This is a genomic window from Pigmentiphaga litoralis, assembly GCF_014651835.1.
GTDB lineage: Bacteria > Pseudomonadota > Gammaproteobacteria > Burkholderiales > Burkholderiaceae_B > Pigmentiphaga > Pigmentiphaga litoralis.
Genome location: NZ_BMXQ01000001.1, coordinates 2,661,982 through 2,686,601 on the forward strand (window position 1 = coordinate 2,661,982; position 24,620 = coordinate 2,686,601).

Annotated in this window: 24 protein-coding genes; 7 read left to right on the plus strand and 17 right to left on the minus strand. The window is 65.0% G+C overall.

The genetic code is table 11. The features are described from left to right. Window positions 1-13: 13 nt before the first annotated feature. The 5 genes from IE116_RS12060 to IE116_RS12080 all read right to left on the minus strand — a co-directional run bounded on the left by IE116_RS12060 (window position 14) and on the right by IE116_RS12080 (window position 5,424). The gene (locus tag IE116_RS12060; RefSeq protein ID WP_189612717.1) at window positions 14-1,264 is read right to left on the minus strand and encodes an NAD(P)/FAD-dependent oxidoreductase; all 1,251 of its coding nucleotides are present in this window, start codon (window positions 1,262-1,264) and stop codon (window positions 14-16) included. Next, window positions 1,254-2,615, minus strand: a complete 1,362-nt coding sequence (locus IE116_RS12065; protein WP_189612720.1) for a M28 family metallopeptidase — start codon at window positions 2,613-2,615, stop codon at window positions 1,254-1,256. Before IE116_RS12065 ends, IE116_RS12060 begins: the two co-directional genes overlap by 11 nt. Before the next feature lie 9 nt (window positions 2,616-2,624). After that, window positions 2,625-3,314: a dienelactone hydrolase family protein gene (locus IE116_RS12070; protein WP_189612723.1), complete on the minus strand. Its 690-nt coding sequence runs from the start codon at window positions 3,312-3,314 to the stop codon at window positions 2,625-2,627. Between the two features lie 85 nt (window positions 3,315-3,399). Continuing rightward, window positions 3,400-4,371: a Bug family tripartite tricarboxylate transporter substrate binding protein gene (locus IE116_RS12075; protein ID WP_189612725.1), complete on the minus strand. Its 972-nt coding sequence runs from the start codon at window positions 4,369-4,371 to the stop codon at window positions 3,400-3,402. Window positions 4,372-4,503: 132 nt separating this feature from the next. Then, window positions 4,504-5,424, minus strand: coding sequence for a LysR substrate-binding domain-containing protein (locus IE116_RS12080; protein WP_189612727.1), 921 nt, complete (start codon window positions 5,422-5,424; stop codon window positions 4,504-4,506). 197 nt (window positions 5,425-5,621) lie between these two features. Between IE116_RS12080 and IE116_RS12085 the strand changes: the two genes are divergently transcribed. The 4 genes from IE116_RS12085 to IE116_RS12100 all read left to right on the plus strand — a co-directional run bounded on the left by IE116_RS12085 (window position 5,622) and on the right by IE116_RS12100 (window position 9,546). Then, complete coding sequence (locus IE116_RS12085) at window positions 5,622-6,659, plus strand: glutamate cyclase domain-containing protein (protein ID WP_189612729.1); 1,038 nt, start codon at window positions 5,622-5,624, stop codon at window positions 6,657-6,659. A 15-nt stretch (window positions 6,660-6,674) separates the two neighbouring features. Beyond that, window positions 6,675-7,670 carry a Bug family tripartite tricarboxylate transporter substrate binding protein gene (locus IE116_RS12090; RefSeq protein WP_189612731.1) on the plus strand — a complete coding sequence of 332 codons (996 nt, stop codon included), beginning with the start codon at window positions 6,675-6,677 and terminating at the stop codon, window positions 7,668-7,670. Window positions 7,671-7,704: 34 nt separating this feature from the next. After that, window positions 7,705-8,496 carry a maleate cis-trans isomerase family protein gene (locus IE116_RS12095; protein ID WP_189612733.1) on the plus strand — a complete coding sequence of 264 codons (792 nt, stop codon included), beginning with the start codon at window positions 7,705-7,707 and terminating at the stop codon, window positions 8,494-8,496. Window positions 8,497-8,613: 117 nt separating this feature from the next. Beyond that, window positions 8,614-9,546 carry a LysR family transcriptional regulator gene (locus tag IE116_RS12100; RefSeq protein WP_189612734.1) on the plus strand — a complete coding sequence of 311 codons (933 nt, stop codon included), beginning with the start codon at window positions 8,614-8,616 and terminating at the stop codon, window positions 9,544-9,546. Between the two features lie 96 nt (window positions 9,547-9,642). Here the strand turns inward: IE116_RS12100 and IE116_RS12105 are convergent, their stop codons facing one another. From IE116_RS12105 to IE116_RS12135, 7 genes are all read right to left on the minus strand, one after another. Next, window positions 9,643-9,861, minus strand: a complete 219-nt coding sequence (locus IE116_RS12105) for a DNA gyrase inhibitor YacG (RefSeq protein WP_189612736.1) — start codon at window positions 9,859-9,861, stop codon at window positions 9,643-9,645. A 22-nt stretch (window positions 9,862-9,883) separates the two neighbouring features. Continuing rightward, entirely contained in the window at window positions 9,884-10,639 is a 756-nt protein-coding gene (gene zapD / locus IE116_RS12110; RefSeq protein WP_189612738.1) for a cell division protein ZapD, read from the minus strand. A gap of 83 nt (window positions 10,640-10,722) precedes the next feature. Then, the gene (gene coaE / locus IE116_RS12115; RefSeq protein WP_189612740.1) at window positions 10,723-11,382 is read right to left on the minus strand and encodes a dephospho-CoA kinase; all 660 of its coding nucleotides are present in this window, start codon (window positions 11,380-11,382) and stop codon (window positions 10,723-10,725) included. A gap of 77 nt (window positions 11,383-11,459) precedes the next feature. Beyond that, entirely contained in the window at window positions 11,460-12,407 is a 948-nt protein-coding gene (locus tag IE116_RS12120; protein WP_189612743.1) for a prepilin peptidase, read from the minus strand. A 121-nt stretch (window positions 12,408-12,528) separates the two neighbouring features. After that, window positions 12,529-12,846: a quaternary ammonium compound efflux SMR transporter SugE gene (gene sugE / locus IE116_RS12125; protein WP_189612745.1), complete on the minus strand. Its 318-nt coding sequence runs from the start codon at window positions 12,844-12,846 to the stop codon at window positions 12,529-12,531. A 159-nt stretch (window positions 12,847-13,005) separates the two neighbouring features. Next, window positions 13,006-13,383: a type II toxin-antitoxin system VapC family toxin gene (locus IE116_RS12130; RefSeq protein WP_189614766.1), complete on the minus strand. Its 378-nt coding sequence runs from the start codon at window positions 13,381-13,383 to the stop codon at window positions 13,006-13,008. Continuing rightward, a complete protein-coding gene (locus IE116_RS12135; protein ID WP_189612746.1) occupies window positions 13,383-13,709 on the minus strand; it encodes a FitA-like ribbon-helix-helix domain-containing protein in 327 nt (108 codons plus the stop codon). The genes IE116_RS12130 and IE116_RS12135 overlap by 1 nt, the downstream gene beginning before the upstream one ends. A gap of 207 nt (window positions 13,710-13,916) precedes the next feature. Here IE116_RS12135 and IE116_RS12140 point away from each other — a divergent pair, with 207 nt between their 5' ends. Further along, window positions 13,917-15,032 carry an NAD(P)/FAD-dependent oxidoreductase gene (locus tag IE116_RS12140; protein WP_229828119.1) on the plus strand — a complete coding sequence of 372 codons (1,116 nt, stop codon included), beginning with the start codon at window positions 13,917-13,919 and terminating at the stop codon, window positions 15,030-15,032. 30 nt (window positions 15,033-15,062) lie between these two features. Then, window positions 15,063-15,869: a copper resistance protein NlpE N-terminal domain-containing protein gene (locus IE116_RS12145; protein ID WP_189612748.1), complete on the plus strand. Its 807-nt coding sequence runs from the start codon at window positions 15,063-15,065 to the stop codon at window positions 15,867-15,869. A 2-nt stretch (window positions 15,870-15,871) separates the two neighbouring features. Here the strand turns inward: IE116_RS12145 and IE116_RS12150 are convergent, their stop codons facing one another. The 5 genes from IE116_RS12150 to mnmC all read right to left on the minus strand — a co-directional run bounded on the left by IE116_RS12150 (window position 15,872) and on the right by mnmC (window position 23,656). Beyond that, window positions 15,872-16,507, minus strand: a complete 636-nt coding sequence (locus IE116_RS12150) for a YitT family protein (RefSeq protein WP_229828120.1) — start codon at window positions 16,505-16,507, stop codon at window positions 15,872-15,874. 101 nt (window positions 16,508-16,608) lie between these two features. After that, window positions 16,609-17,253, minus strand: a complete 645-nt coding sequence (locus tag IE116_RS12155) for a hypothetical protein (protein WP_189612751.1) — start codon at window positions 17,251-17,253, stop codon at window positions 16,609-16,611. Window positions 17,254-17,425: 172 nt separating this feature from the next. Beyond that, window positions 17,426-18,970 (minus strand): glycerol kinase GlpK, encoded by a 1,545-nt coding sequence (gene glpK / locus IE116_RS12160; protein ID WP_189612753.1) that lies wholly within the window; start codon window positions 18,968-18,970, stop codon window positions 17,426-17,428. 179 nt (window positions 18,971-19,149) lie between these two features. Further along, on the minus strand, window positions 19,150-21,384 hold the full coding sequence (locus tag IE116_RS12165) for a glycoside hydrolase family 31 protein (RefSeq protein ID WP_189612755.1): 2,235 nt from the start codon (window positions 21,382-21,384) through the stop codon (window positions 19,150-19,152). Between the two features lie 268 nt (window positions 21,385-21,652). Beyond that, window positions 21,653-23,656: a bifunctional tRNA (5-methylaminomethyl-2-thiouridine)(34)-methyltransferase MnmC2/FAD-dependent 5-carboxymethylaminomethyl-2-thiouridine(34) oxidoreductase MnmC1 gene (gene mnmC, locus IE116_RS12170; RefSeq protein ID WP_189612758.1), complete on the minus strand. Its 2,004-nt coding sequence runs from the start codon at window positions 23,654-23,656 to the stop codon at window positions 21,653-21,655. A gap of 76 nt (window positions 23,657-23,732) precedes the next feature. On the opposite strand from mnmC, the gene IE116_RS12175 reads away from it, so the two are divergent. After that, complete coding sequence (locus IE116_RS12175; RefSeq protein WP_189612761.1) at window positions 23,733-24,599, plus strand: inositol monophosphatase family protein; 867 nt, start codon at window positions 23,733-23,735, stop codon at window positions 24,597-24,599. Window positions 24,600-24,620: the final 21 nt, after the last annotated feature.

Here is a 24,620-nt window from a genome sequence, read left to right on the forward strand (position 1 = left end):
GAGCCCCGGGGATTCAGCGAAACCGTAGCGGCGACACGGCTTCCATGTCGATGTCGGGTTGCCGCCCCAAGGCCAGCGCAGCGATTGCATCGCCCGTCAGCGCGGCCAGGGTCAGTCCAAGGTGCCCGTGCCCGCAGGCCAGCAGCACGTTTGGCGCTCCTGGCGCACGGCCAATCACGGGGCGGCTGTCGGGCACCGAAGGCCTTGGGCCGACCCAACGGCTGATCGGCTCGGCATCGAGCCCCTGTGCCCAGCCATCCAGACCCGTCAACACCGGCACCGCGCGATCATGATTCGGCCGTGCGTCGGGCACGTCGAACTCGGCCATGCTGGCCAGCCGGATGCCCTTCTCCATCGGCGTGACGGCCACTTTCCTTTCGACCAGCAACAATGGCACGCGCAGCGCGCTGCTCTCGCGCGGCAGCATTACGTGATAGCCGCGTTCGGACACCAGCGGGATATGCACGCCCAGTTGTTTGGCAAAGGCTTGCGACCACGCGCCTGCGGCCAGCACGACCAGGTCGGCATCGATCCGGCCGTCTTCGGTCTGGATCCCCTTCGCGTCAAGGCCCGTGGCGGTGGCCTTTACGATCCGTCCACCGTCTTGTTCAATGCGCGCGACCAAGGCGAGCGACAGGCTGAGCGTGTCCGTCACGTAGCCCATGCTGGGTACGTGCATCGCGCCGCCAATGCTCGGTGACAGGGTGGGTTCGATCGCCCGTGCGGCGTCGGCATCGAGCCGTTCCGACGCCACGCCCAGGTCGCGGCGAAACGCGTACGACCCCTGTGCGGCATCCAGTGCGGCCTTGCCGCGGAACACGTGCAAGGCGCCCGACTGTATGACAAGGTGGCGCGCGTTAATGTCGTCCAGCACGGGCAGCCAGCTGTCCCATGCCTTGCCGATCATCGCGGCCATGGCCAGCGACCCGGCCTTCATCGTGGCCGGGTTGCCGTTGCGGATGAAACGCAGGAACCACGGCAAGTGTTTCGCGACATAGCCTGGCCGCGCCACCAGCGGACCGGCGGGGTCGCGCAGCAGGTTGATCGTCTGGCGCAGGATGCCAGGCGTGGCCTGCGGGATGACCGACGCCGTGGCGATATGGGAGGCGTTGCCGAAGCTCGCGCCTTCGCCAGGGCCCCCGCGATCGACGACCGTGACGTCAAAGCCGGCGCGCTGCAGGGCGCGGGCGCAGGCCAGGCCGACGAGGCCGGCGCCAAGGACGGCGACGGTGCCGCGGCCTGAGGGGGATCCTTTACTGCTCATTATTGGGCGCGCTCAAACTCGACATCTGCTCATGACTTGCCGTCAGCGCGGTCCACAGCACCGCGCCTGCGGTGGCCGTGGCGCTGCGCAGCACCGACTCGTCGACAAGATCGCGTGTGTCGGCCGGGGTGAGCAGCAGACGCAATGCACTGTCGGGTTCGTTGAATCCTGCAATCAATCGCATGGCAGGAATGCCCACGGCAGCGAAGTTGGCGTGGTCGCTGTTCGACATCAGCGGCAAATGCTGCGCGATGGGTCGGCCTGCCGCCGTTGCCGCCGCGTCGACCAGCGGCGCCAGACCGGTAAAGCCGGAGATGAGCGCGGTCAGGTTGGGCGATCCGGCCAGCGAGTCCAGGTTGACGTTGAGCACGATGCGTTCGCGCTGCTCGGCGGGCAGCTTGGCCAGCCATTCGCGCGAGCCGTTCAGCGCCCACTCTTCAGCGCTGAAGATGCAGACGGTCAAGCCGCGCGGCAGGCTTGACACGTGCGGCGCGATCTGCCGGGCGAGCGCCAGTGCGGCAGCCACGCCGGTGCCATTGTCGATCGCGCTTTCGGCCAGCGGGTGGCCGTCGATGTGCGCCGACAGCACCACACGATCGGGGCCTGCGCCCGGCAGGTCGAGCACCAGCACATCCGTCTGTGCGCCGGTCAGGTCTTCGGCGTCGATACGCAGGTGCACCCGCGCGCCCGGGCGCTTGAGCACCGCCGCCGATTCCGCCGACAGCCCCATCGCGGGAATGCCGGGCGCGCCGCCCCGGCCCGACGAGCCGGACACCGGCCCGACGTTCGACTCAGGATGCGCGACAAAGAACGCCGCGGCACCGGCGGCTTGCGCTGCGGCAAGCTTCACGCGGCGATGGACCGTGGACGTCGAGAAGGGATACTCGTGCTCGACCAGGACGGCCTTGCCGCGCACGGCATCGCCCGCGGCCTGGATCTGTTCCGGTGTGCCGCGGCCAAGGTCGAGCACGTCGAGGGTCAAGCCTTCAGGCGGGGTGGGCGCGGTGCCGAGCAAGGGCGTCGCAACCAGGGGCTTCGATGAAGCCAAGGACGCCTGCGCATGCACGGCACGGACTTCGGCCACATGGCAGACCCAGCCGGCATAGGGCGTGGGATCTCGCCGGGTCACGGCGCCGGGCAGGAGGGCATCGAGCCGCGAGGCGCACCAGGCCTGCGCGGCCGCTTCGCTGGGCGTGCCGGCCAGCCGGCCACCGGTGTCGCACAGCGCGTTGAAGTCGGCCCACAGGGCAGGATCATCCTGCACGGCACGCAGGTAGTCGGCCAGGGACAGCGGGGTATCGGCGTTGGAGCCGGACGTACCGAATGGTGGCATCGTGGAAGCAGCAGGCATGGATGTCGATCAGCCGATGTGGGCTTTCAGGAAGTCCAGGGTGCGCTGCTCCGCCAGTGCGGCCGATTCGGGGTGGTACAGCGATCGCTGATCGCAGTTGAAACCATGTCCCGTCGGGTAGATGAAGGTCTGCGACGACGCGGGCGCGATGTCACGCACACGCTCGATGTCCGCCAGGGCGATCAGGTGATCCTTTTCGCCCCAGTGCAGCATCATCGGAATGCGCGGCCGATCTTCCATGACCGTGGTGATGGCGTTGCCGTAGTAAGACACGGCGCAGGTGATGTTGGCGCCGCGGTCACCGCCGGTGCTGCGTGACGCCGCAACCCAGGCCGCCGTGCCACCCCAGCAGTAGCCCACGATACCGACCTTGCCGGCATGACCCACGGCTTGCGCCGCGGCTTCGATATCGAGCACAGCCTGGTCCCAGTCCAGCGTGCGCATCAGCGCCTGGCCGGTCTTGACGTCGTCGTCGCTGTAGCCCAGGTCGAGATCCCGCTGCACGCGGTCGAACATGTTCGGCGCGATGGCCAGGTAGCCGTGCTGAGCGTACCGGTCCGTCACGCTGCGGATGTGGCTGTTCACGCCAAAGATTTCCGGCAGGATGATCAGCGCCGCGCGCGGTGCCCCCTCGGGCTCGGTCACATAGGCCTTCAGTTCGAAACCGTCGGCAGCCTTCAGGTTGAGGTGGCGGGTCATGTCGTCTTCTCCTGGTGTGTCTATGTCTATGTCTGTAGGTCTGTATGTCTGTATGTCGATGCGCCGACGTGCCGATGTGCCGGTGTCAGTCAACCTTGATCTTTGCTTGCTGCACCACCGTGCGCCACTGCGTCAGGTCGCCCTTCATGAGCGATGCAAATTCGGTGGTGGGCTTGAGCGATGGCGTGATGCCGAGCGCCGCAAAACGCTCGCGCATCTCGGGCAGGGCCACCACGTTTTTCAGTGCGACATTGATGCGATCGACAACTGCTTTATCCAGCCCTGCCGGCCCGATGATGCCCCACCAGTTCAAGGCGTACACGCCCTTGATGCCAAGTTGATCGAAGGTCGGGATCTCCGGAAATTCCTTGCTGGGCGTGGGCGAGGCGATGGCCAGCGCACGCAGGCGGTCGCTTTTGACGAGCGGCATGCCCGAAGCCGTGCTGGTGAAAGTCGCATCGACCTGACCTGCCATGGTTTCATTGATGGCCAGGCCTGAGCCGCGGTACGGCACGCTGACGATGGACGTGGCGGTCTTCAGCTGAAGCAGCTCGGCCGCCAGATGGCCCAGCGATCCGGGGCCAGCATTGGCAATGTTGACGCCGCGTTCCTTGCCGCGAGCAAGGAATTCGTCGACGGTGCGACTGCCGGCGAAAGGCACGAAGAGCACCAGCGGCGCGGACCCGATCAGGCTGACCGGCGTGAAGTCCTTTTCGGTGTCGTAGCCGGGCGACGTGGTGCGTACGGCGGCGTTCAGCAGCAACGCGACGTCTCCCAGCATCAGCGTGTAGCCGTCGGCCGGGCTGCGGGCCAACTGCGTCGCAGCGATGGCGGTGTTGGCGCCTGCCCGGTTGATCACGACGATGGACTGGCCCATTTCCTTCTGCAGGAATGGCGCCATGGCGCGGACGATGATGTCAGAGGCGCCGCCGGGTGCGTAGGGCACCACGAGCTCGATCGGCCGGGCCGGATACGTTTCGGCGGAAACCAGGGCTGGCGCGATCAACGCGCAGGCAAGCAGGCTGGCAGACAGTTTGCGGAGAATCGAGCAGACCATGGTCGTTGCCACAAAAGGAGTCGAGGAAGCCGCTACCTTAAGTTTGCTGTCCGGACAGGGTCAAACGAAAAGCCGACAACTCATATTCCACAATGGAATGCAAGAACCCGTCTGCTAGAGCACCATGCGGATCTAGCGGTCCAGATAGGACTGCAGGCGCATCTGCGTGAGTTGGGCTTCGGCCAACATCCAGTCGAGCAGGCGGTCACGGGCCGAATTGCGCCCCGCCCCAGCAGGCACCACGCCGTAGTACGCATACCTGGCTCGTACGCAGTCCTTGAGTGGACGCACCAGTTGTCCGTTCTGCAATTGGTCCAGCACCATGAACAGCGGGCAGATGGCAAGACCGCAGCCGGCGATGACCGCCGGAATCAGCACGGAAAATCCTTCGAACAGCAGTTCGGGCCCGTCGTGCTGCCAGTCGGGCGCCGCCACGGCGCTCCATTCCCGCCAGTCGTACCCGCGCTGCGCGCGTTGCAGCAGGGGCAAGCCATCCAGGTCACGCGGCGACTCGATACGGCGGCCGGCGAGCAGGCCCGGACTGGCCACCAATGCCATCTCGCGCCCCAGCAGATAAGTTGCACGCGCATCGGGCCAGCGCCCTCCTCCCACCCGGATCTCCATGTCGAATCGCTCGGTCACCGGCGAAAAGTCCGGCAGCCGTGGGCGCAGGCTCAGTTTCGTGGTCGGCGCGTTCGCCAGAAAACGCGGCAGCCGGGCCACGAGCCAATGCGCGGCGAACGCAGGCGATGCCGATAACTCCACCGATGATCCAGCGGCTTTTTCGCCAGCGACTTCCTGCGCGATGGCCTTGCCTTCGTCCAGCATCGCCAGCGCATCGGCCGCATGCGACAGGTAGGCGCTGCCCGCAGGCGTAAGCAGCAGTGCGCGGCGCGATCGCTGGAACAGGCGGAAACCCAGCTGATGTTCGAGCACCTGGACCTGCTTGCTGACGGCACTTTGCGTGACGCACAGGGTCTCGGCGGCGCGGGTGAAGCTTTGCAGCCGGGCCACTTCCATGAAGGCGCGAAGGGTGGAAAACGAGGCAGTCATGGCAGACGAACGGGCGGATCGCCAAAGGTAACGAGGGGCTCATTCTACGGGCGGCGCACCCGCGCCAGTGACTTCCCGCATCAACCCGCCGCCGCCCGTCCATAACATTCTGTTATCCAGACTGCCGATAATTTGATTTTTCAGCCGGCGCGCAGTCCACCAGAATGGTTGTATCTGTGCAGCTTTCCGGAGGACACATGCCCGACATCATTGGCGACACCGTCGATCGACTGATCACAGTCGAGATGCGCAACCGCGCAATGAACCACGGCATCATCCGCCAGATCTACGACGAAGCGCGCCGTGAAGGCGGCGGCCGCCCGATCACCGCACGCGCAGCGCAGGCCCTGGCAGATCGCGTCAAACCCGGCGATACGGTGCTGATCGTGACGGGAGCCGGTTATGCGCCCGAGGCGCCCAATGGCGAAAGTGATGGGCCTCCGGGTGCGGCCGCCCTGGCCCGCGCGTTGTTCTGGGGATTGCGCGCAGTACCGGTCTTTGTGACCGAGCCTTGCCATGCGCCGCCAGTCGTGGCGAGCAGCCAAGCCGCCGGCATCATGGTGCGCGACTATCCGCTGGCCAAGTCGCGCCGCATGGGCGCGGCCCTGATGACCTCGCCCACCGAACAGCATGCCGTGGCGGACTGGGCGGCCGACCTCTTTGAAACCTGCCGCCCCGCAGCCATCATCGCCATCGAAAGGCTGGGCCCGAACGTTGACGGCATCCTGCATTACTCGACCGGCGTGCGTCCCGAAGGCTGCGTCGACCTGTCGCCCTTGTTTGACGAAGCCCGCAAGCGCGATGTGCTGTCGATCGGCATAGGTGACAACGGCAACGAAATCGGCTTTGGCCGCATCCACGGCTTCATGCAGGACTTTCACCCATACGGCCGCCGATGCCAGTATGAGGGCGGCAAAGGCGTGCCGACGATCGTTGCGACCGACATCTTTCTGCCGGCGTCGATTTCCAACTGGGGCGCCTACGGCATCTGCGCGATGCTGGCCTTTCTGTGCAAGCAGCAGGACCTGGTCCAGACACCTGAACTCGAACGCAAGATCGTGACCGCCTGCCTCGACGCTGGCGGTTGGGAGATGCGGTATTGCACCTCCCGCTTCATTGTCGATGGCACCGAAGGCGAAAGCTCCATGGCCATCGTCCAACTGCTCCGGGACATGGTCCGCGTGAACATTGCACCCCCCGACCGCGGGCTGTCCCACGGCGATATCGACCGCTAACTTATCGAGTCCATCATGACGTCTTTCTTCAAACGCCTTGTTGCGGCCGCTGTATGCGGTATCGCATTCTCTGCCCTGCCCCTGACCGGCGCCCATGCCGCGGCGCCCGGCGAGCCATCGCTCGCAGGCAAGCCGGTGCGCATTGTCGTGCCCTATGCTGCAGGCGGCCTGGCCGACATTACCGCCCGGCTGCTGGCCGACCACCTCACGACCCGGCTAAGCACGACCGTGATGGTCGAGAACCGGCCCGGTGCGAACGGGTCCATCGGCACCGCCCTGGTCGCCAAGGCCCCGCCCGACGGACACACCCTGGCGCTGGTCGTCAGCTCGCATGTCTTCGGGGAGTCCTTGATGCCCGACCTGCCCTTCGATCCCATCAAGGATTTTGCGCCGGTGACCCTGGCGACGCGGACCGCGATCGTGCTGGTCGCGACGCCCGACCTGCCCGTGAAGAACGTGCCCGAGCTCATCAGCTACGTAAAGGCGCGCCCCAATCAGTTGGCGTTCGCGTCGGCTGGCAACGGCAGCAATGTCCATATCTTCGGACAATCGTTCGCCGACCTGGCGGGCCTGCAGATGGCGCACGTGCCCTACAAAGGCAGCGCTGCCGCGCATGTCGACCTGATGGCCGGCCGCACGCAGATCGTGTTCGACACGCTGGGCGCGGTGCAGCCGCACATTGCCGCGGGGAAGATGAAGCTCTTGGCCGCAGGCGCAGACCGCTTGCCGCAATACCCCGATCTGCCCTCTGTGGCCGAAGCTGGGTTTCCGGGATTCCGTGCCGAGTCGTGGGGCGCCGTGATTGCACCAGCCAACACGCCGCCCGAGGTGGTGGCCCTGCTCAATCGCGAGATCGTTGCCGTTCTCAACCTTCCGCCGGTGCGCAAGCGTCTCGAAGACGCGGGTGCGCAGATCGTGGGCAGTTCGCCCACCGAGCTGCAGGCCATGCTGGTGTCCGAAGAAAAGAAATATGGCGACCTGATCCGCACCATGGGCATCAAGCTCGACTGATCGCCCCGACAGATCGCACTCCAGGAGACCACCCATGAAAGCGGTAGCCCTGTACAGCCACTACGGCTGGAAGGCAAAGATAGGCCTGATCGTTCCATCGACCAACATCGTCAACGAACCCGAGTTCTGGCAGATGGCGCCCGATGGCGTCGCCATCTTTACCGCGCGCGCCATGCTGCTGGGCGCCGCAAGCGAAGAGTCGTATTACCGGATGGCTGCGGCGGTGGACAGCGCCGCCGAGCAACTGGCGACGGCCGAAGTCGACATCGTTGCCTACGGCTGCACGTCGGGATCGTTCGTGTGCCCGATGGAGGAGATCGTGGATGGCATGGCCAGGCGCACGGGCACGCCCGCCATCGCGGCGGCCGGTGCGGTCGTCGCCGCCTTGCGCGCCCTGGGTGCCAAGCGCGTTGCGCTGGGCACGCCCTACGTTGACTTCGTCAACCAACGCGAAATCGCCTTCCTGCGGGAATACGGCTTTGAAGTGACGGCCATGCAAGGCTTGCTGCTGGGCGAGACCCAGGAAGAGCGCCGCGCCATTGGCCGCGTGCCGCCCGAAGCCATCTATCGCCTGGCCCGCGCCATCGACCGCCCGGATGCCGACGTCATTTTCCTGTCGTGCACCAACCTGGCGTCGCTCGACATGATCGCCGAGATCGAGCAGGAGTTGGGCAAACCGGTTGTCACCAGCAACCAGGCCTGCTTCTGGGCGTGCCTGCGCCGGCTGGGCCTGAAGATGCCGGTGTCCGGTTATGGCACCCTGCTGGAGACCTGCTTGGATCCGATCACCGATGCGGATTTTGCGGTGACCGTGTCGCCACGGTGATGGAAGCAGACCCGACCACCGACCACCATTCGTTATTTGATGGCCAGCGGCCATCCCTTGCCGACCGGCGCGGATAACGGTAAGGTGCGGGCCGATCCTTCCTCGCGGAACCCGCCGGTGGTCAGACCCCTGAATTTTCGCCAGCTCGAGGCCTTTCGCGCGGTAATGCTGACCGGCAGCATCACCGGCGCCGGCCATTCCCTGTCGATCTCGCAACCCGCCGTGTCGCGGCTGATCCGCGATCTTGAAGCGGAACTGAAGCTGTCGCTGTTCCAGCGGCAGGGCACGCACATCGTGCCGAGCGAAGAAGCGCGCGAGCTGTACCGTGAAGTGGAGCGGCACTTTTCAGGCGCCGAACGGATTCGCGACGCGGCGAGGTCACTGCGGCTGTCCAAGGCGGGCTACCTGCATATCGGCACCATGCCGAATCTGTCGATGGTGTGCATCCCGAAAGCCGTCGCGGCGATGCTGAGCCAGTATCCCGACCTGGTCATTTCCGTGCACCCCGACAGTTCCGTCAACCTGAACCAGATGCTGCTGCATGGCCAGCTCGACGTGGCCTACGCTGTGCCGCCCGGCGATCCGCGCGGGCTGGCGCACGTGCCGTTTCCCCCGACTCAGGCAGTCTGCGTCATGCCCGTGGGGCATCGGCTGGAGCGCAAACGAACCGTTGCGGTTGGCGATCTGCACGACGAGGATTTCATCGCCCTGGGGTCGAACAGCATGCAGCGCATGCAGATCAACGCGGCCATGTTGAAGGCGGGCGTGCGACCCAACATCCGGCTCGAGACCGTGCATTCCTCATCCGTGGTGAGCTACGTGAGCCAGGGCGTGGGGGTGGCGGTGATCGATCCGATCGCGGTGATGGGCCCCGGCGCCGAACAGGTCGCGATCCGACCGTTCAGCCCGAAGATATCGATGCCGTTTGCAGCGGTGTACCGCGACATGCCGGCGCCATCGCGCTTCGCCGCGGCCTTCACCGACATCTTGCGTGCCGTGGTCGCCGAAGAACTGCACGTGATCGACAGCCTGATCCGGCCGAAACGCTGAGGCGTACCCTGCGAGCGATCGCCGGAATCGGGCGGTCGAGTCCGGCTCAGTGCCGTCCTGTCCGGTCCGGTGCAGTCCGGTCAGGTTCAGTTCAGTTCAGTTCAGCAGCGACTTGGGCGGTGGACTGAACTTGTCGCCGCTGTCGCCCGTCAAGCCGTCGGTCTCGAGCGGTGCGCCCGGAATCGCAAATTTTTCATCGGCCCAGGCGCCCAGGTCGATCTGCTTGCAGCGTTCGGAACAGAAGGGGCGGTACGGATTGTCGGTGCTCCACTCCGCCATCTTGGAGCAGGTGGGGCATTTCACTTGTTTAACCATGATGCGCTGTCGTGTGCGGTCCCTAGATGCTGTTGCACAGGGCCAGTTGGAAAGGAACGTCTTGCTGGACGTGCTGCGGCTTCATGTCGCCGCCCTGGATCGAAAAGCGGATGGACACCATGTATTTGTTGGCGCTGATCTCGGGAAAAATCCCGTCGCCCTCTTCCACATACACGCGCAGCAGCTGGAAAGCCTTGCCGCCGAGCATCTGGCGATAGGCGCCTTCTTCGGCCACCAAGGGCTGAGGCTGGCTGGATTCCCGGAGCATTTTTAACACGATCGTCAGGCCTTCCCGCAGCGGCAGGAAAGGCTCGACCCACTGCGCCAGGTCGTTCACGCGTTGCTGGGCCGGCTTGTGCCGCCACGCGTGATAGGCCGGCAGGTCGAACTCGCAGACGCCGCCCGGAATGGCGAGGCGGCTGCGGATGCTGGTGAGCCAGTCGTTCTGGCGGATCGGGTCGCCCGTCTTGCCCTGATGGTTCAGCGCCACGGCGGCTTCTTCTATGCTGGACAGCAGCGCGCCAAGCGCCTCGCGATCGACGCCGGGATGCTCACGCAGGCCATGCAGGGACTGCCGGTAACGTTCAAGATCTTGCAACAAATCCGACTTCAGATCGGCGCGGGCCGAGACGTCAAGGATCTCAAACAGGGTCGTCACCGCGACATGATGACCGCGCGCGTCGGGTTGACGCACGAAGAAGAACATGGAATCGAACAGTTTTTCCAGACGCAGAAGCGTGCGGACACGTTCGTTGAAGGGGTATTCGTATAGAACCACTAGACCGCCCCGGATCGCAATGAGATGAATATACCCGTCCCTGAGGGGGGAACGAGGATGATGCCGTGGCCGCCGGTTGCGCGCTAGGTCGGGACTTCCGACATCTGGCGCGGTGCTTGCGCCATCGCAAGCCAGCGTTGATGCAGGGCCAGCGTGCGCTGGGCAAGCTGATCAGGATCCGTCGCGCCATCATTGAGGATGACGTCGTCTGCAACGGCCAGCCGCGCCGCGCGCGTCGCCTGCGCTGCCATGATCCGATCGATCAGCGCAGGGTCAAGACCACTACGCGCCTGGACGCGCCGCACCTGGGTGGGTTCGTCGCAATCCACGACACAGATGCGGTCCACCCGATGACGCCAACGGCCGTTTTCCACCAGCAGCGGCACGACGAAGACCTGATACAGGCCCTGCACGCGGTCGGCTTCAGCGTTCACACTGTGACCGATCATCGGATGCAATAGCGTTTCGAGTTGTGTCTTGGCAGACGGGTTAGTGAATACTAACTCCCGCATTTTCGCCCGGTCGAGCGCGCCACTGGCATCAATCATTGCGTCGCCAAAGGCTTGCCGAAGGGGTTCGATCGCCGCGCCACCCGGGGCGGTCAACTGATGGGCAATCACGTCGGTGTCAATCACCGCCGCGCCATGTACCGCCAGCAGGTCGGCGACGCGCGTCTTGCCCGAGCCGATGCCGCCGGTCAGGCCGATCTTCAGGGGCGTGGGGGTTGGGGCGGGAGACGTCATGGTCGCGGGCTTTCGGCTTGGAAGTATTCCCCTCTTTGTAGGGGCAAGCGGCGCGTGGCGTCAAACGGGCAATCCCGTCACCAGCCCATGAGCCCGCGCCATGCCCCGTTCGACAGCAGCACGGTCACCCCTGCCACCGCCAGATATGGCCCGAACGGCAACGCCTGCCCCCGTGCTGCCCTACCCGACAGGATCATGCCGCCGCCGATGATGACCCCTGCAATCGACGATGCCAGCATTACGACCGGCAGCGCCTGCCACCCCATCCAGGCGCCGATCGCCGCCAGCAACTTGAAGTCCCCGTAGCCCATGCCTTCCTTGCCGGTGAGCAGTTTGAACGCCCAATACACCAGCCACAGGGCAAGGTAGCCAGCCATGGCGCCAATCACGGCGTCGGAAACAGGAACGAAAAAGCCGAACAGATTCACCAGCAGGCCGCCCCAAAGCAACGGCAACGTGATGTCATCGGGAAGGAAGGACGTGTCTGCGTCAATGAAGGCCAGCGCCACGCACGCCGCGCAAAACGCCATGCCCGCCAGCGCTGCCCCGGTCACACCAAGGAACGCCACGCAAGCCCCAAACAACGCGGCCGTCAGCAGCTCCACAGTCGGGTAGCGCCAGGAGATGGCCGTGCCGCAGGCGTGACACTTGCCCCGCAGCAGCAGCCAGCTGACCACCGGAATGTTGCGATACCAGGCGATGGGGTGCTTGCAGGCCGGGCAGTGCGACGGGGGATGGGACAGGTTGAAGCGGGCCGGCTCGGCGTCCGGCGAAGGCACGCCAACGTCGAGCGTTGCGGCTGGGGCGTTTCCCGCGGCAGGGTCACTCCCGCTGATGCGGTCCTGCCCGTTCCCCGCAGCATCGCCCGCGATCCACTCCCGGCACTGCGCTTCCCACTCCCGCTGCATCATCACCGGCAGCCGGGCGATCACGACATTCAGAAAGCTGCCGATGATCAAGCCAAACACAGCCGCCAACACCATGGCGACGCCGGGGGACGCGGACAGCAATTGCAGGAATTCCATGGACTCATCGACAAGACGCCGGCAACCGGCACAGCGAGAGAGTAACCGCGCCCGGCGTCGCCGAGGAGCCCATCAGGACGGAAGCGTCCTACCGATTCACGCCGTTCGACACACGTTGCGATCACGGCGTCGCCAGCTTCATCAGCACGATGCCCGCCACGATCAACCCCGCCGCGGCCAGCCGTGTGGCACTCACATGCTCGCCCAGCACCATGATGCCCACCAGAAACGCCCCCACCGCACCAATCCCGGTCCAGATCATGTAGGCCGTGCCAAGCGGCAACGAGCGCATGGCGATCGACAGCAAGCCGAAGCTGGCAATCATCGTGACCAGGGTGACAAGCGAGGGATAAAGACGGGTGAACCCGTCGGACTGCTTCATGGAAAAGGCCCAGACGACCTCGAGCAGACCTGCAACGACCAGATAAATCCAGGGCATGACGACCCTCCTGAAAGGGCCGGGCCGTCCCGGACTTGATCACCCACGGGGAGTGGGGAGGACGTGGCCTCTGGTTGAGCGGCAATTATAGCAACCCGGGCAACACAGCAAGCTAACGGAGCGGTAATGCATAGGCTTCACCTGCAGCAGCCGAACCGATCAATCCCAGGGATTGATGACCTCCAGCCCTGCTGCCAGAAAAGGACCCTGGTCACGGCTTGCTACGGCATACCCTTTGGCGAAAGCCATTGCTGCGATGTAGCCATCAGCGGTGGGCAACGTTTTACCCACAGCCCTGGCAGTTACGCCAACCTCTGCGTACTGGCTGGCAGCGTCAAGATCAAAGATCAGTATTCGGCCGACATATAGCCGCATCAACACTTCAAAGAATTCACCCAGCTCACGCTTTCGCTTGCCCTCTGGCAGGATTCCGACGCCGAATTTGATTTCGGCAACAGATACGCTAGTGAGATACAGCGAATTTGGCGCTTGCCTCTGCATCCATGCCTTTACACGGGCATCAGGGTTCGGCTTCATCACCTCGGAGGCGACGTTGGTGTCAATGACGATAGATAGAGGTCCGCCTGCTCCGCGCGAATCATTGCCCGCATGTTGTCGAGGACGTCGAAGTCCTCGTTGGTCAGGCCCGCCGCACGGGACATTTCCGACATCAAAGTCCATGGGGGCGTGACCGGCTCTGTATCGTTTATTTTCCTTACTTTCGGCAAGGCTTTGTCGGCGCCGATCGTGCGCTCCAGTATGGCCCGTACTTCCGCGTCGATACTTCTTCCGTGGGCCAATGCGCGCGTCCGCAATGCGCGGTATAGCGGATCCGGTAAATTTCTGACTTTCAGCAACGGCATTTTCGTTCTCCAGAATGCGTTCCGGTTGGTTCGAATACCCAGGCATTGCAGCGCTCCATGGAGCTGTTTCGGTCTTGGTATCCTCTCACTGCCACCGCCAATGATGGGGCGGGACGCCAGCGTTGCTCCATTCGCGGAAGCCACGATGCGTCGAGTGCAATTGTTTGTCATCGCCACCCTGCGGAATTGCGCAGAAGGAACATCACAGTGTCAGAACACGTAGACGTAGTCGTAATCGGTGCCGGCGTTGTCGGCTTGGCAGTCGCCCGCGCGCTGGCCCTTTCGGGCCGGGAAGTCCTCGTCCTGGAATCGGAACGCGGCATTGGCACCGGCGTCAGTGCGCGCAACAGCGAGGTCATCCACGGTGGCCTCTATTACCCGCCGGGGTCGCTCAAGGCAAAATTCTGCGTGGAAGGCAACCGCATGCTCTACGCCTACTGCGCCGAACGCGGCATTGGCCACGAACGGTGCGGCAAGCTGGTCGTGGCGGCCCATACCGACCAGATCCCGAAGCTGGAGCAACTGCAGCGCACCGGCACGACCAACGGCATGACGGATCTGCGCATGCTGACCGGCGAGGAAGCCATGGCGATGGAGCCGGAGCTGACCTGCGCGGCGGCCTTGCATAGCCCGAGCTCGGGCATTGTGGATACGCACGCGTTGATGCTGTCGCTGCAGGGCGATGCAGAAAACGCGGGTGCGATGGTGGTGTTCGGCAGCCCGGTGGTAGGCGGCAAGGTGACGGACGATGGCGTGCTGATCGAGACGGGTGGGGACGAGCCGATGACCCTGCTGGCCAAGCTGGTCGTGAACAGCGCCAGCCTGCATGCGCAGGCCCTGGCGCACACGATCGACGGATTCCCGCCTGAGCACATTCCCCCCTCGCACTATGCCAAGGGCAATTACTTTTCGATTTCGGGCCGCGCGCCGTTTTCGCGGCTGATCTATCCGGTGCCGGAAGCGGCCGGGCTGGGCGTCCATTTGACGATCGACATGGGGCATCAGGCGCGGTTTGGTCCCGATGTGGAGTGGGTGGACACGCTGGATTACGAGGTGGATCCGCAGCGTGCTGACAGTTTCTACGCGGCGATCCGCACGTACTGGCCGGCATTGAAGGATGGTGCGTTGCAGCCAGCGTATTCCGGCATCCGTCCGAAGATCCAGGCCCCCGGCGAGCCGGCGGTGGATTTCATGATCACGGGTCCGGCGGAACATGGTGTGCCCGGGATCATTCACCTGTTCGGCATCGAGTCGCCCGGCCTGACGTCGTGCATGGCGATTGCCGACCACGTTGCGGGGATGGCCCGGGACAACACAAGGTAGACTTCGTCTATGCATGCGCCGGAGCACCTAATGCCTCACCCCACCCCCTCGTCGTCTTTCCTGTCACGCCTGCCACTGGCGCTTGGCGCCCTCGCCGTTGCGGCCACCCTGGCCGGTTGCGCTATTACCTTGCCTGACAGCAAGATTCCCCAGACCGCGGAAGCCCAGGCTGCCGTGCCGCCCCCGCCGGGCGATGTGCTGGCCACGGCGCAGCGTATGAGCCAGTCGAATCCGATCCGCGAGGCCCAGACCTATCGCGGCGTGATTCCCTGCGCGGACTGCACGGGTCAACGCGTGACCCTGACCCTGCTGCCGGACTGGACGTGGCGCATGCGCCGTACGTACTTCGGCACGCGCGACGGCAAGGACCAGACGTTCATCAGCGCCGGACGTTGGGAACGGTCGGTGGACAACCTGCGCCAGATCCGCGTGATGGGCGATCGCAACGACACGGCCACGTACGAAGTCACGCAGAACAGCGCCTTGCGGCTGGTTGACCAGGATGGCGAGCCGACGCGTTCGGCCTTGAATTATTCGCTGACGCAGCAGTTCGATTCGGATCTGATTACCGAGCCGTTCGCGATGCGCGGGCGTGTGACGTCCACCGAAGGCAAGACCACGATCGCCTTGTGCGGGACCGGCAAGACGTATCCGGTGGCACCCACAGGCCAGGGTCCGGCCTTGGCCGATGCCTACAGCAAGCTGCGTGTCGCGCCGGGCACGTCGGTGTTGATGTGGGTGGATGGCCGCATCGTGTCGAGCGGTCAGCCGCCGGTCGAGCAGGTCGAAGTCCAGAACCTTTCGCGCGGGACGCTGAACAGCCCCTGCGAGAACTGAGGTTACGACCCGACGTATCGACCCGGCTTGTGATTGAAGGTCAGGATCAGGTTGAGCACGACCGCGCTCAGCACTGACCATCCGACCTTGACCGGGTCGAGCGTCAGCAGGGCCAGCAGCACGATCGCGCAATCGATCGACATCTGCGTCTTGCCGACCGACCAGCCATACCGATCCTGCAGGTACAAGGCCAGGATGCCGACGCCGCCCAGGCTGGCCTTGTGGCGAAACAGGATCAGAAAACCCGTGCCGAGCAAGGCGCCCGCAATGACGCTGGCATACGCCGGGTGCACCGCCTGCAGCGTCAGGAAATGCGGCCGCAGATCCGTCAGCACCGACAGCAGCGCGACGGCAATAAACGTCTTGACCGTAAAGCGCCAACCCATGCGTCGCAAGGCCAGCCAGTAGAACGGCAGGTTCAGGAAAAAAAAGGCCTGGCCGAAGGTGAAACCCGTCAGGTAGGTGACCAGAAACGCCAGCCCCGAGATGCCGCCGGTCAGCAGGCCCGCACTGACATAGAACGTCACCCCCAACGAGATGAGCAGGGTACCCACCACCAACGCCACCGCGTCTTCGAAGGTGCGATGGCGATGAAGGTCGGCGGACTTGGTCGAGGGGGTGTCAGAGGCTGGTGGCACGGGGAAGGATGGTCGCGTCAGGTGGTGAGAAAGCGGTTCGTAGGATAAAGCAAGAATCGTACGGACTCGCCTTGTCCTGCCGCCTTGTTGAATCGCACGCGCTAGAGGCGGGTGCAAATCTGCCATCGCGTCTTGACCTGATCATGCTGATCCAGCCATGCCACCAGACGCGGATCTAACCAGCCGATGGCCTCTCGGCCACGCGTGTGGCACTGGTCGACGTTATGGGGACGAATCCACAGCAGAGGTTCATGATGAAACACACGATTCCGCAGATCGCGAACGCTGTTCAACGCACCGGAAATGCGCTTTCGTTGCCGCACTTCTTTTGGACAATGAGGAAAGGCGAGCCGCAAGTGCGCCCATAACGAATCCTGGTGCCTGGCATTGAACAACGCTGTCCAGAACGCAAAAGTCAGTTCAGCGACGACCTTATCCGGAGCTTGGGATTCATGTCGGCGAGCGAGCTTTTCTTTGGCGCCTGCGATTTCTCGCAGGGACCACCCGAACTCTGCAGCGGGCAGATTTTCCCACCAGTCTGACCGTCCGAACGCCAGACTCAGTCGTGCGTGCACTGCGTTACGCAGACCAACTTCCAACGCATGGAGCATCGGCATGAGCGCTTGCCCAAGCAGCATGTTTTGATCGTAGGCCGACGCCGCTCGAACGACATTCCCTTCAAACGCATTCAGATACCGCCTGGTACGAGCGACTGAAAAATGCGTCTCCATCACGTGCCAGTCCATCCCGGTGTTGCCTCTTCAAAGACGTCGATCACCATGATAAACTTGCCTTGCTGCCCTATGTACACCTCTCCCAGCTTCCTTACTGGTGATGTCGCTAGGTACGTAATGGCTCCGACTTGCGTTGGAGCCACCCCTCATTTAAAAGCCCGTCCCCTGCGACGGGCTTTTGCATTTATACGGCGTCTGCTGGACCTGATGCGTCCAAATTTGCCGGCGCAGCCCAGCCCCTTGCATGCGCCACCGCCTGCCGCCACCGCGCCATTTTCCTTGCCCTGACGTCTTCCGCCATCGCCGGCTTGAACCTTCGTTCGGCGCGCCAGTTGGCTTGCACTTCTTCCTTGTTCGACCAGAAGCCAACGGCCAGCCCGGCCAGGTACGCAGCGCCCAACGCGGTGGTCTCGGTCACGCGTGGTCGCACGACATCCACCCCCAGCAGGTCCGCCTGGAACTGCATCAGCAGATTGTTGTGCGACGCCCCGCCGTCGACGCGCAGTTCCTGCAGGTCGATGCCGCTGTCTTTCTGCATGGCGTCGAGCAGTTCGGCGGTCTGGAAGGCGATGGCTTCGACGGCGGCGCGGGCGATGTGGGCTTTGGTGGTGCCGCGGGTCATGCCGACGATGGCGCCGCGGGCGTAGGGGTCCCAGTAGGGGGCGCCGAGGCCGGTGAAGGCGGGGACGAGGAAGACGTCGCCGGTGTCGGGGACGCTGGTGGCCAGGGCTTCGACTTCCGGGGACGTGTCGATGATGCCGAGGCCGTCGCGCAGCCACTGCACCGTGGCGCCGGCCATGAAGATGCTGCCTTCGAGCATGAAGTCGATGTCGACTGACGCTGACGCCCCCTCCCCAAACGCCCACCCCACCGTCGACAGCAGATTGTTATGGGACACCACCGGTTCCTTGCCCACGTTCATCAACATGAAGCAGCCGGTGCCGTAGGTGTTCTTGGCCATGCCGGGCGTCAGACATGCCTGACCGAAGGTGGCGGCGTGCTGGTCGCCGGCGACGCCGGCAATGGGCACGGCGCCACCCAGCCATTCCGGCAAGGTTTGGCCGACCACGCCGCTGCTGGGCGCAATCGACGGCAGCAGCGATCGGGGGATCCGCAGCATTTCGAGCAGCGCATCGCACCAGTCGCGGGTGTGCAGGTCGAACAGCATGGTTCTTGCCGCATTGCCGTAGTCGGTGCTGTGGACGGCGCCGCCCGTCAGCTTCCAGACGAGCCAGCTGTCGACGGTGCCGAAGGCGAGTTCGCCGCGGTCAGCGCGGTCGCGGGCGCCGGGAATGTTATCCAGCAGCCAGGCCAGTTTGGTGGCAGAAAAGTAGGCGTCGACGACCAGCCCGGTGCGCGCCTGAATGAAATCGCCGTGGCCGGCCTCGCGCAGGGCGTCGCAGGCGGCGGCGGTACGGCGGTCTTGCCAGACGATGGCGCGGCCGACGGGGTCGCCGGTGGCGCGGTCCCAGAGCACGGTGGTTTCACGTTGGTTGGTGATGCCGATGGCCGCGATGTCTGCGGCGGCGATGCCGGCGTTGCGCACGGCGCGGCGGGCGACGGCCAGTTGGCTGGTCCAGATTTCGGTGGCGTCGTGTTCGACCCAGCCTGGCTGCGGATAGTGCTGGGTGAATTCCTGCTGGCCGAGTCCGCGGATGGCGCCGGCATGGTCGAACACAATGGCGCGCGAACTGGTGGTGCCCTGGTCGAATGCCAGTATGTAGCTCATGCCGTCTCCTCGCCTTATCGTTTCAGCGATCTTACCGGCCCGTGCGCACGTTGGCGCGCCGGGTTACGGATCGACAAGCGAGAAAAGCGCGCAAAAAAATGCCGCGGTCCCGTATCAAAGGACCACGGCATTTCCGGGACCCGGTGATCAACCGGATCACCGCTCATTACTTCAACCCATCAACGTGCCCGGGAAATGCGAACCTCGGCGCCGCGACGCTTTACTTCCAGGCCTTCGGACGGCAGGATCTTGAGCCCTTCCAGGCCCTTGGCGTAGCTCGATCCCTGCATCTGCATGACACGGATCTTGTTGCGCATGACCACCGGGTTGTGGACCGGCATGCCGAACAGCCAGACCTCATCCAGAATCCGGGCGGAGTTGAATTCGCCGGTGTGATGCGCCGTCGGGCCCAGGCACAGCATGTGGCCTTCACGACCGAACACGGGCAGGCGGTCGGTATCGCACTCGAAGGTCCAGGTCGTGCCGCCTTCGTAGCGCCAGCCGGTATTCAGGTCCCACCACGCATCGCCCTTGGGCAGATACACACGCATTGCCTTGCCAGGCTGCACGGCCGGCACGACCAGCAGCGCCGGGCCAAGCAGGTATTGCAGCTCGTGGTAGTGCGCTTCGGTGTCGTCCGGGAAGGCCAGCGCCATCGACCGCTGCACCGGCAAGCCGGTGCGCGCCGCGTCTTCGATCGCGCCAAGCACGTAGGGGATCAGGCGATAGCGGAACTGCATCCAGGTCTGGGCCTGTTGCAGGACGTCGTCGCCAAAGGCCCAGGGCAACAGGCCCGGCGTGCCATGGAAGCGGAAGTGCGAGCTGAACACGCCCGCCGCCAGCCAGCGCAGGTACAGCTCGGGCGTCATGGTGTCGATCGGGTGTTCCTGCGAGCCGATGTCGTGCGCATGGGACGGCAAGCCGCTCATGCCCACGGTCAGGGCCGCGCGAATCGATTCGGCCAGGCCTTCCCAGGTGTTCGGCACGTCGGTCGAGGCTTGCAGCGGCACGCGCTGGCCGGTCGGGAAGACGTCATGGCTCCAGACCACGCCTTCGGCCGGCGTCTTGTTCCAGGACGCCGCCTCGAACAGACATCGTTTGGCCAGCATGGGGTACACGGTGCGCAGGCGCGCGCCGGTATCGCCGTTGCGGGCGGTGACGTCGTCGGGAATGTCGATTTCGACATCGCACGCAATCGCGTCCACGCCTTCATCCAGGATGGCGCGGTGCTTGTCGCGCCAGAAGGTCCAGACATCCTTGTGCGTCAGGTCCAGCAGCCCGAATTCAAGGCCGTGGGTAGCCGGCACGCCGGCGAACACCTGTGCGTTGCCGTTGTCGTTGGTCAGCAGCCAGCCCTTGTCTTCCAGTTCGGCAAACATGGGGCTTTGCGTGGCGACACCCGGGAATCCGTGCGCGCACACGCGGGCGTCGACCGCCTTGAACGCAGCCAGTGCCTGGCGGGGGTCGGGAAAGCGGGAAGCATCCCATTCGAAGGCGAGCTTGGCCTTGATTTCCCAACCGGCCGGCGTATCGAGCGACACGGCGTCAAAGCCGATGCCCCGCGCGCGCATTTGCGCAGCGACCTCGGCCACGTCGGCAGGGCTTGCGCCCTTGGCCTGGTGCAGCCAGGTGCCCATGCTCCACAGCGTAGGCTGGCCGGCGCGGCCCGTGATCTGCGTGTACTGGTTGAGGATTTCAACCGGTTCGCCCACGAACAGGAACAGGTCCAGCTGACCGTCTTCGATTGCCAGGACGTAGTTGTCGGGGCTCAGCTCGTCGGTGCCCAGGTGATGCACGACACGTTCGACGGTGTTGACATAGACCCCCCAGCCGCGGGGACTCCAGCACAGCGGCAACGCGCGCGCGACAGGATCGTCGGTGACCACGGTCTCACAGCGGCGGTCGAGCGCGACGGTGCTTTCGCCCAAGCCGTACAGGGCTTCATGCGGGTCCAGCGTGAAGGCCAGGGCAAACGCGCCAGGACGATCGCCGTCGGCCGCCTGCATGCCCAGCGTGGTCAGCGCCGGATCGGGCGACGACACCAGCACCGGCACGTCTTTGCGATAGAGCGTGAAGCGCAGCGGCTGCGTCGCGATTTCGAGCGCGTGCTCGCCCTGCAGGATCTTGAATCCGGGGCGGCCATCGACCGTGACTTCTTCAAGCGTGCCTTCGCCGATGGCCTCGGCACGGGCCAGGAGGTCATGCAGCGCGGCCGCGCGCGTGGCCATGCCCGTACCCGGTTGACCCGTGGCCGCCGGCCCGCCGATGCACACGCGGAACACGCCCGGCGCATGCGCTTCGATCAGAAGCGCCTGCCCCCCATCGGTGGTAAACGAAAAGGCGACCGGGTTGGACGTTTGAAGAGAAAGGGATTCCAGACGCTGGTAGCGGGAGGAGTCGAATTGAAGTGGCACAGGTTCCCTCGATCGCTTTCGGCAGCTTGGCTCACGAGCACCCGCGCGCAGTCCAATCGAGGCCCGGATCGATCCGGACAGGACGCACGCCGACATTCATTTTTGCCAAAACCTCTATTTTGACGGATTCGGAGTGTCAAATAAACCTCTAGCGACACCCTGCGCCCCGCCCACGCGTCCCGCCATACTATGCGCCACGGCAAAAAACGCCGCAATCGCACCATTTGCGCGAGATCCAGCCGCTATTTTCCCATGATTCAGAGGGATTTCAGCGCCAGCCGATCAAATGAAGCAAATCCCGCTCCAGCATGAGCGGTTCGCCGTCGAGCGCGGCAGCGATCACGTCCCCTGCCAAGGCCGACCAGGTCAGGCCGCGCGAGGCATAGCCCGTCGCCAGCCAGACGCCCGGTGCAGCAGGCCATTCGCCTACTACGGGCAGGCGTCCAGGCAGCACGGCACGCCATCCCGCCCACCCTCCCAGCCCGTCCAGGTCACGCGTGACGGGGCCAATCGAAGGCAGCAAATGGGTGGCCCGAACCAGGTTGGCGTCGGTGCCTTCCAGGGTGGCCCGGGCGGTCGTCACGTCATAGACATACGTACTGCCTGTTACACATTGGTCGGCCACCGGAGGCAGAACGTAGCCTTCACCGGCCACGATGCAGCGCGGTGGCGGGCCCCAACCGCCTTTTTCGGCCGGCAAGGTGGTGATTTGACCGGCAACCGCGAGCTGGTCGTAGAAGCGGGCGGGGGGTGGCGAGCCGGGCGTGTCCACGTGGGCCGGCGACGAATGGCGTAACAGAGCCGGGGCGCCAGTGCTGTTGGCGACGATAACGACTTCGGCCGTCGCGAGAATGGCGCCATGGCTGTCCAGCGCCTGCCAACAGCTGGCCGGGGCGGACGAGGCGGCGTCGCTGCTTAGCGCGTCCCAAGGACTGGCACCAGCGGCCAAGGCGTCATGGCTTGATCTGATGTCCATTCGACGCAAGCGATCGACGCGCCCGGTGACGCGGGTGATGCCAGGATGCGCGAGAAGTCGTTCGCACAAGGCCTGCGGCCGCACGCGCAGACCGTCGGGAAAGTACAGACCGCCCCGGGGCACGGGCGTACCAGCGATTGCCGAGGCCTCGTCCGCGTCGACCGCGCGGACCCAGTCTGCCGGAAAGCCCAGGGCGTCCACCGTGGCCTGCAGGTCGGCTTCCTTGCCGGCGGACTTGGCCAGTTGCAGGGTGCCGGTGCGGGCGACGATATCGCCGTCCATCCAGGGTGCCCAGCGGGCCAAGGCACGCAGGGCGCCGGCCCGCGTCAGCCGGGCGCGGGCGTTGTCGTCGCGGGCGACGAGCGGCGTCAGCGCGGCGGCCAGATGGCCGACATTGGGGACTTCGTCGACCGTCGCCCCGCCGCGCGCCTCCGCCTCCGGCGCCACCACCGTCACCCGCCATCCCCGCAAGGCCAGCGCATGCGCCACATTCGCGCCAGCAATCCCGGCGCCCACCACCACCGCATGCCGTTCTGTGAACACCGGCGGTGGCGTCGATGCATGCCGGGGGACATACCGCGGCGCATAGGTCGCCACCGTCATCACACGCTTGTAGCCAAAGCCGGGATGCTTGCGCACGTCAAACCCCGCCTCGGCCAACGCCCGGCGCACATCGCCGGCACTGGACCACGTGGCCGCGGTCGCGCCGGGCGCCGCCAGCCGCGCCAGGGCCTTCATCAACGGCGGCGACCACATCTCGGGATTGCGGGCGGGCGAAAACCCATCCAGGAAGAAAGCATCGACGTGGGCCGTCAGTTGCGGCACGACATCCAGCGCGTAACCGAAAGCCAGGGTCAGTGTCAGCGCCCCGCCTTCCAGGTCGATCCGGTGCAGCCCCGGCAGCAGCGGCGGCCATTGCGCGATCAGCGTCTCGGCCAGGTCACGCAGGTCGCCTTCCAACTTTCCGGCGAGCAAGGCCGTCATGTGCTCGCGCGAAAACGGGTGCGCCTCGACCGACACCACGTGCAGCCGCGCCGGACGGTCCGGATCGGCCCGCCAGGCCTGCCACAGCGCCAGGAAGTTGAAGCCCAGGCCAAAGCCGGTTTCGCAGACGGTAAAACGCGCGCGGCCGCGCCAGCGTTCGGGCAGGCCGTTGCCTTGCAGGAAGACGTAGTCGGCCTGGGCGATCGGGCCCTGCACGGCGTGATAGACGTCGCGGTACCGTTCGCTGAACGGTACGCCGGCGGACGCGAAGGCGGGCTTGGAGTGAGTGAGGGGGGTGTACACGGGCGCCATGATACCGCCGCCACAGTCACAAAGCCTTCACACCCTGCCCCTTACGCCCTAGTCCGGCCGGACGTAAACTTGAACCATGAGCACACCTACCGCCCCCGCCAAGTCCCCTGCCCTGGATCTGTTTGCCGCGCTCGACGCCGCGGTCACCGCTGCCCATGCCGGCGCGGCGGTGCTCCAGGCCTACGCCCACAAGCGCGCCGAACTGGTGATCGACACCAAAGCACGCAACGACCTGGTGTCGCAGGCCGACCGCGAAGCCGAGGCCGCCATCATCGACGTGTTGAAGGCGCGCACGCCCCAGTTCGGCATCGTTGCCGAAGAAACCGGCGGCACGCCGTCGGGCGTGGCCAGCTGGTATATCGATCCCTTGGACGGCACGACCAACTTCATCCATTCGATCCCGCACTACGCAGTGTCGATCGCGCTGGTCGCCCAGCCGGGTTGCGCGGTGTGTCTCGGCACGCCCATGACCGAAAGCGGCCCGGTCGTCGCCGTGGTGTACGACCCGGTGCGTGAAGAGATGTTTACGGCCGTGCATGGCGTGGGCGCGTGGCTGAACAGCCACCGCATCCACGTGTCGCGCACGGCGTCGTTCAATGACGCGGTGCTGGGCACCGGCTTTCCGTACAGCGACATGTCGTTCAGCGAGCACTACATGCCCATGCTGAACGACGCCATCCACCAGACCCAGGGCGTGCGGCGCAACGGCGCGGCAGCACTCGACCTGGCGTGGGTGGCGTGTGGCCGTTTCGATGGATTCTGGGAATTGCGGCTCAAGCCGTGGGACGTGGCGGCCGGCACGCTGCTGGTGCGCGAAGCCGGCGGCCAGTGTTTCGACGCCATGGGCACGCATCCGTGGCCGATCGATGGGAATGTGGTGTCCGGCAACGACACGGTGGCGCCGGCCTTGATGGCGATGATCCAGCCGCACTTGCCCCGCTAGTCAGCAAGGCCGGTCATGACA

What these genes read in the sequence shown, in the direction of transcription:
- IE116_RS12070 (WP_189612723.1), bottom strand. Translation starts at nt 3,314, where the DNA reads ATGACCCGCCACCTCAACCTGAAGGCTGCCGACGGTTTCGAACTGAAG.
- IE116_RS12175 (WP_189612761.1), top strand. Translation starts at nt 23,733, where the DNA reads ATGAGCACACCTACCGCCCCCGCCAAGTCCCCTGCCCTGGATCTGTTT.
- IE116_RS12105 (WP_189612736.1), bottom strand. Translation starts at nt 9,861, where the DNA reads ATGGTTAAACAAGTGAAATGCCCCACCTGCTCCAAGATGGCGGAGTGG.
- IE116_RS12155 (WP_189612751.1), bottom strand. Translation starts at nt 17,253, where the DNA reads ATGGACTGGCACGTGATGGAGACGCATTTTTCAGTCGCTCGTACCAGG.
- mnmC (WP_189612758.1), bottom strand. Translation starts at nt 23,656, where the DNA reads ATGGCGCCCGTGTACACCCCCCTCACTCACTCCAAGCCCGCCTTCGCG.
- coaE (WP_189612740.1), bottom strand. Translation starts at nt 11,382, where the DNA reads ATGACGTCTCCCGCCCCAACCCCCACGCCCCTGAAGATCGGCCTGACC.
- IE116_RS12080 (WP_189612727.1), bottom strand. Translation starts at nt 5,424, where the DNA reads ATGACTGCCTCGTTTTCCACCCTTCGCGCCTTCATGGAAGTGGCCCGG.
- IE116_RS12135 (WP_189612746.1), bottom strand. Translation starts at nt 13,709, where the DNA reads ATGCCGTTGCTGAAAGTCAGAAATTTACCGGATCCGCTATACCGCGCA.
- IE116_RS12090 (WP_189612731.1), top strand. Translation starts at nt 6,675, where the DNA reads ATGACGTCTTTCTTCAAACGCCTTGTTGCGGCCGCTGTATGCGGTATC.
- IE116_RS12085 (WP_189612729.1), top strand. Translation starts at nt 5,622, where the DNA reads ATGCCCGACATCATTGGCGACACCGTCGATCGACTGATCACAGTCGAG.
- IE116_RS12120 (WP_189612743.1), bottom strand. Translation starts at nt 12,407, where the DNA reads ATGGAATTCCTGCAATTGCTGTCCGCGTCCCCCGGCGTCGCCATGGTG.
- IE116_RS12075 (WP_189612725.1), bottom strand. Translation starts at nt 4,371, where the DNA reads ATGGTCTGCTCGATTCTCCGCAAACTGTCTGCCAGCCTGCTTGCCTGC.
- IE116_RS12130 (WP_189614766.1), bottom strand. Translation starts at nt 13,383, where the DNA reads ATGAAGCCGAACCCTGATGCCCGTGTAAAGGCATGGATGCAGAGGCAA.
- IE116_RS12065 (WP_189612720.1), bottom strand. Translation starts at nt 2,615, where the DNA reads ATGCCTGCTGCTTCCACGATGCCACCATTCGGTACGTCCGGCTCCAAC.
- IE116_RS12145 (WP_189612748.1), top strand. Translation starts at nt 15,063, where the DNA reads ATGCCTCACCCCACCCCCTCGTCGTCTTTCCTGTCACGCCTGCCACTG.
- IE116_RS12095 (WP_189612733.1), top strand. Translation starts at nt 7,705, where the DNA reads ATGAAAGCGGTAGCCCTGTACAGCCACTACGGCTGGAAGGCAAAGATA.
- IE116_RS12060 (WP_189612717.1), bottom strand. Translation starts at nt 1,264, where the DNA reads ATGAGCAGTAAAGGATCCCCCTCAGGCCGCGGCACCGTCGCCGTCCTT.
- sugE (WP_189612745.1), bottom strand. Translation starts at nt 12,846, where the DNA reads ATGCCCTGGATTTATCTGGTCGTTGCAGGTCTGCTCGAGGTCGTCTGG.
- glpK (WP_189612753.1), bottom strand. Translation starts at nt 18,970, where the DNA reads ATGAGCTACATACTGGCATTCGACCAGGGCACCACCAGTTCGCGCGCC.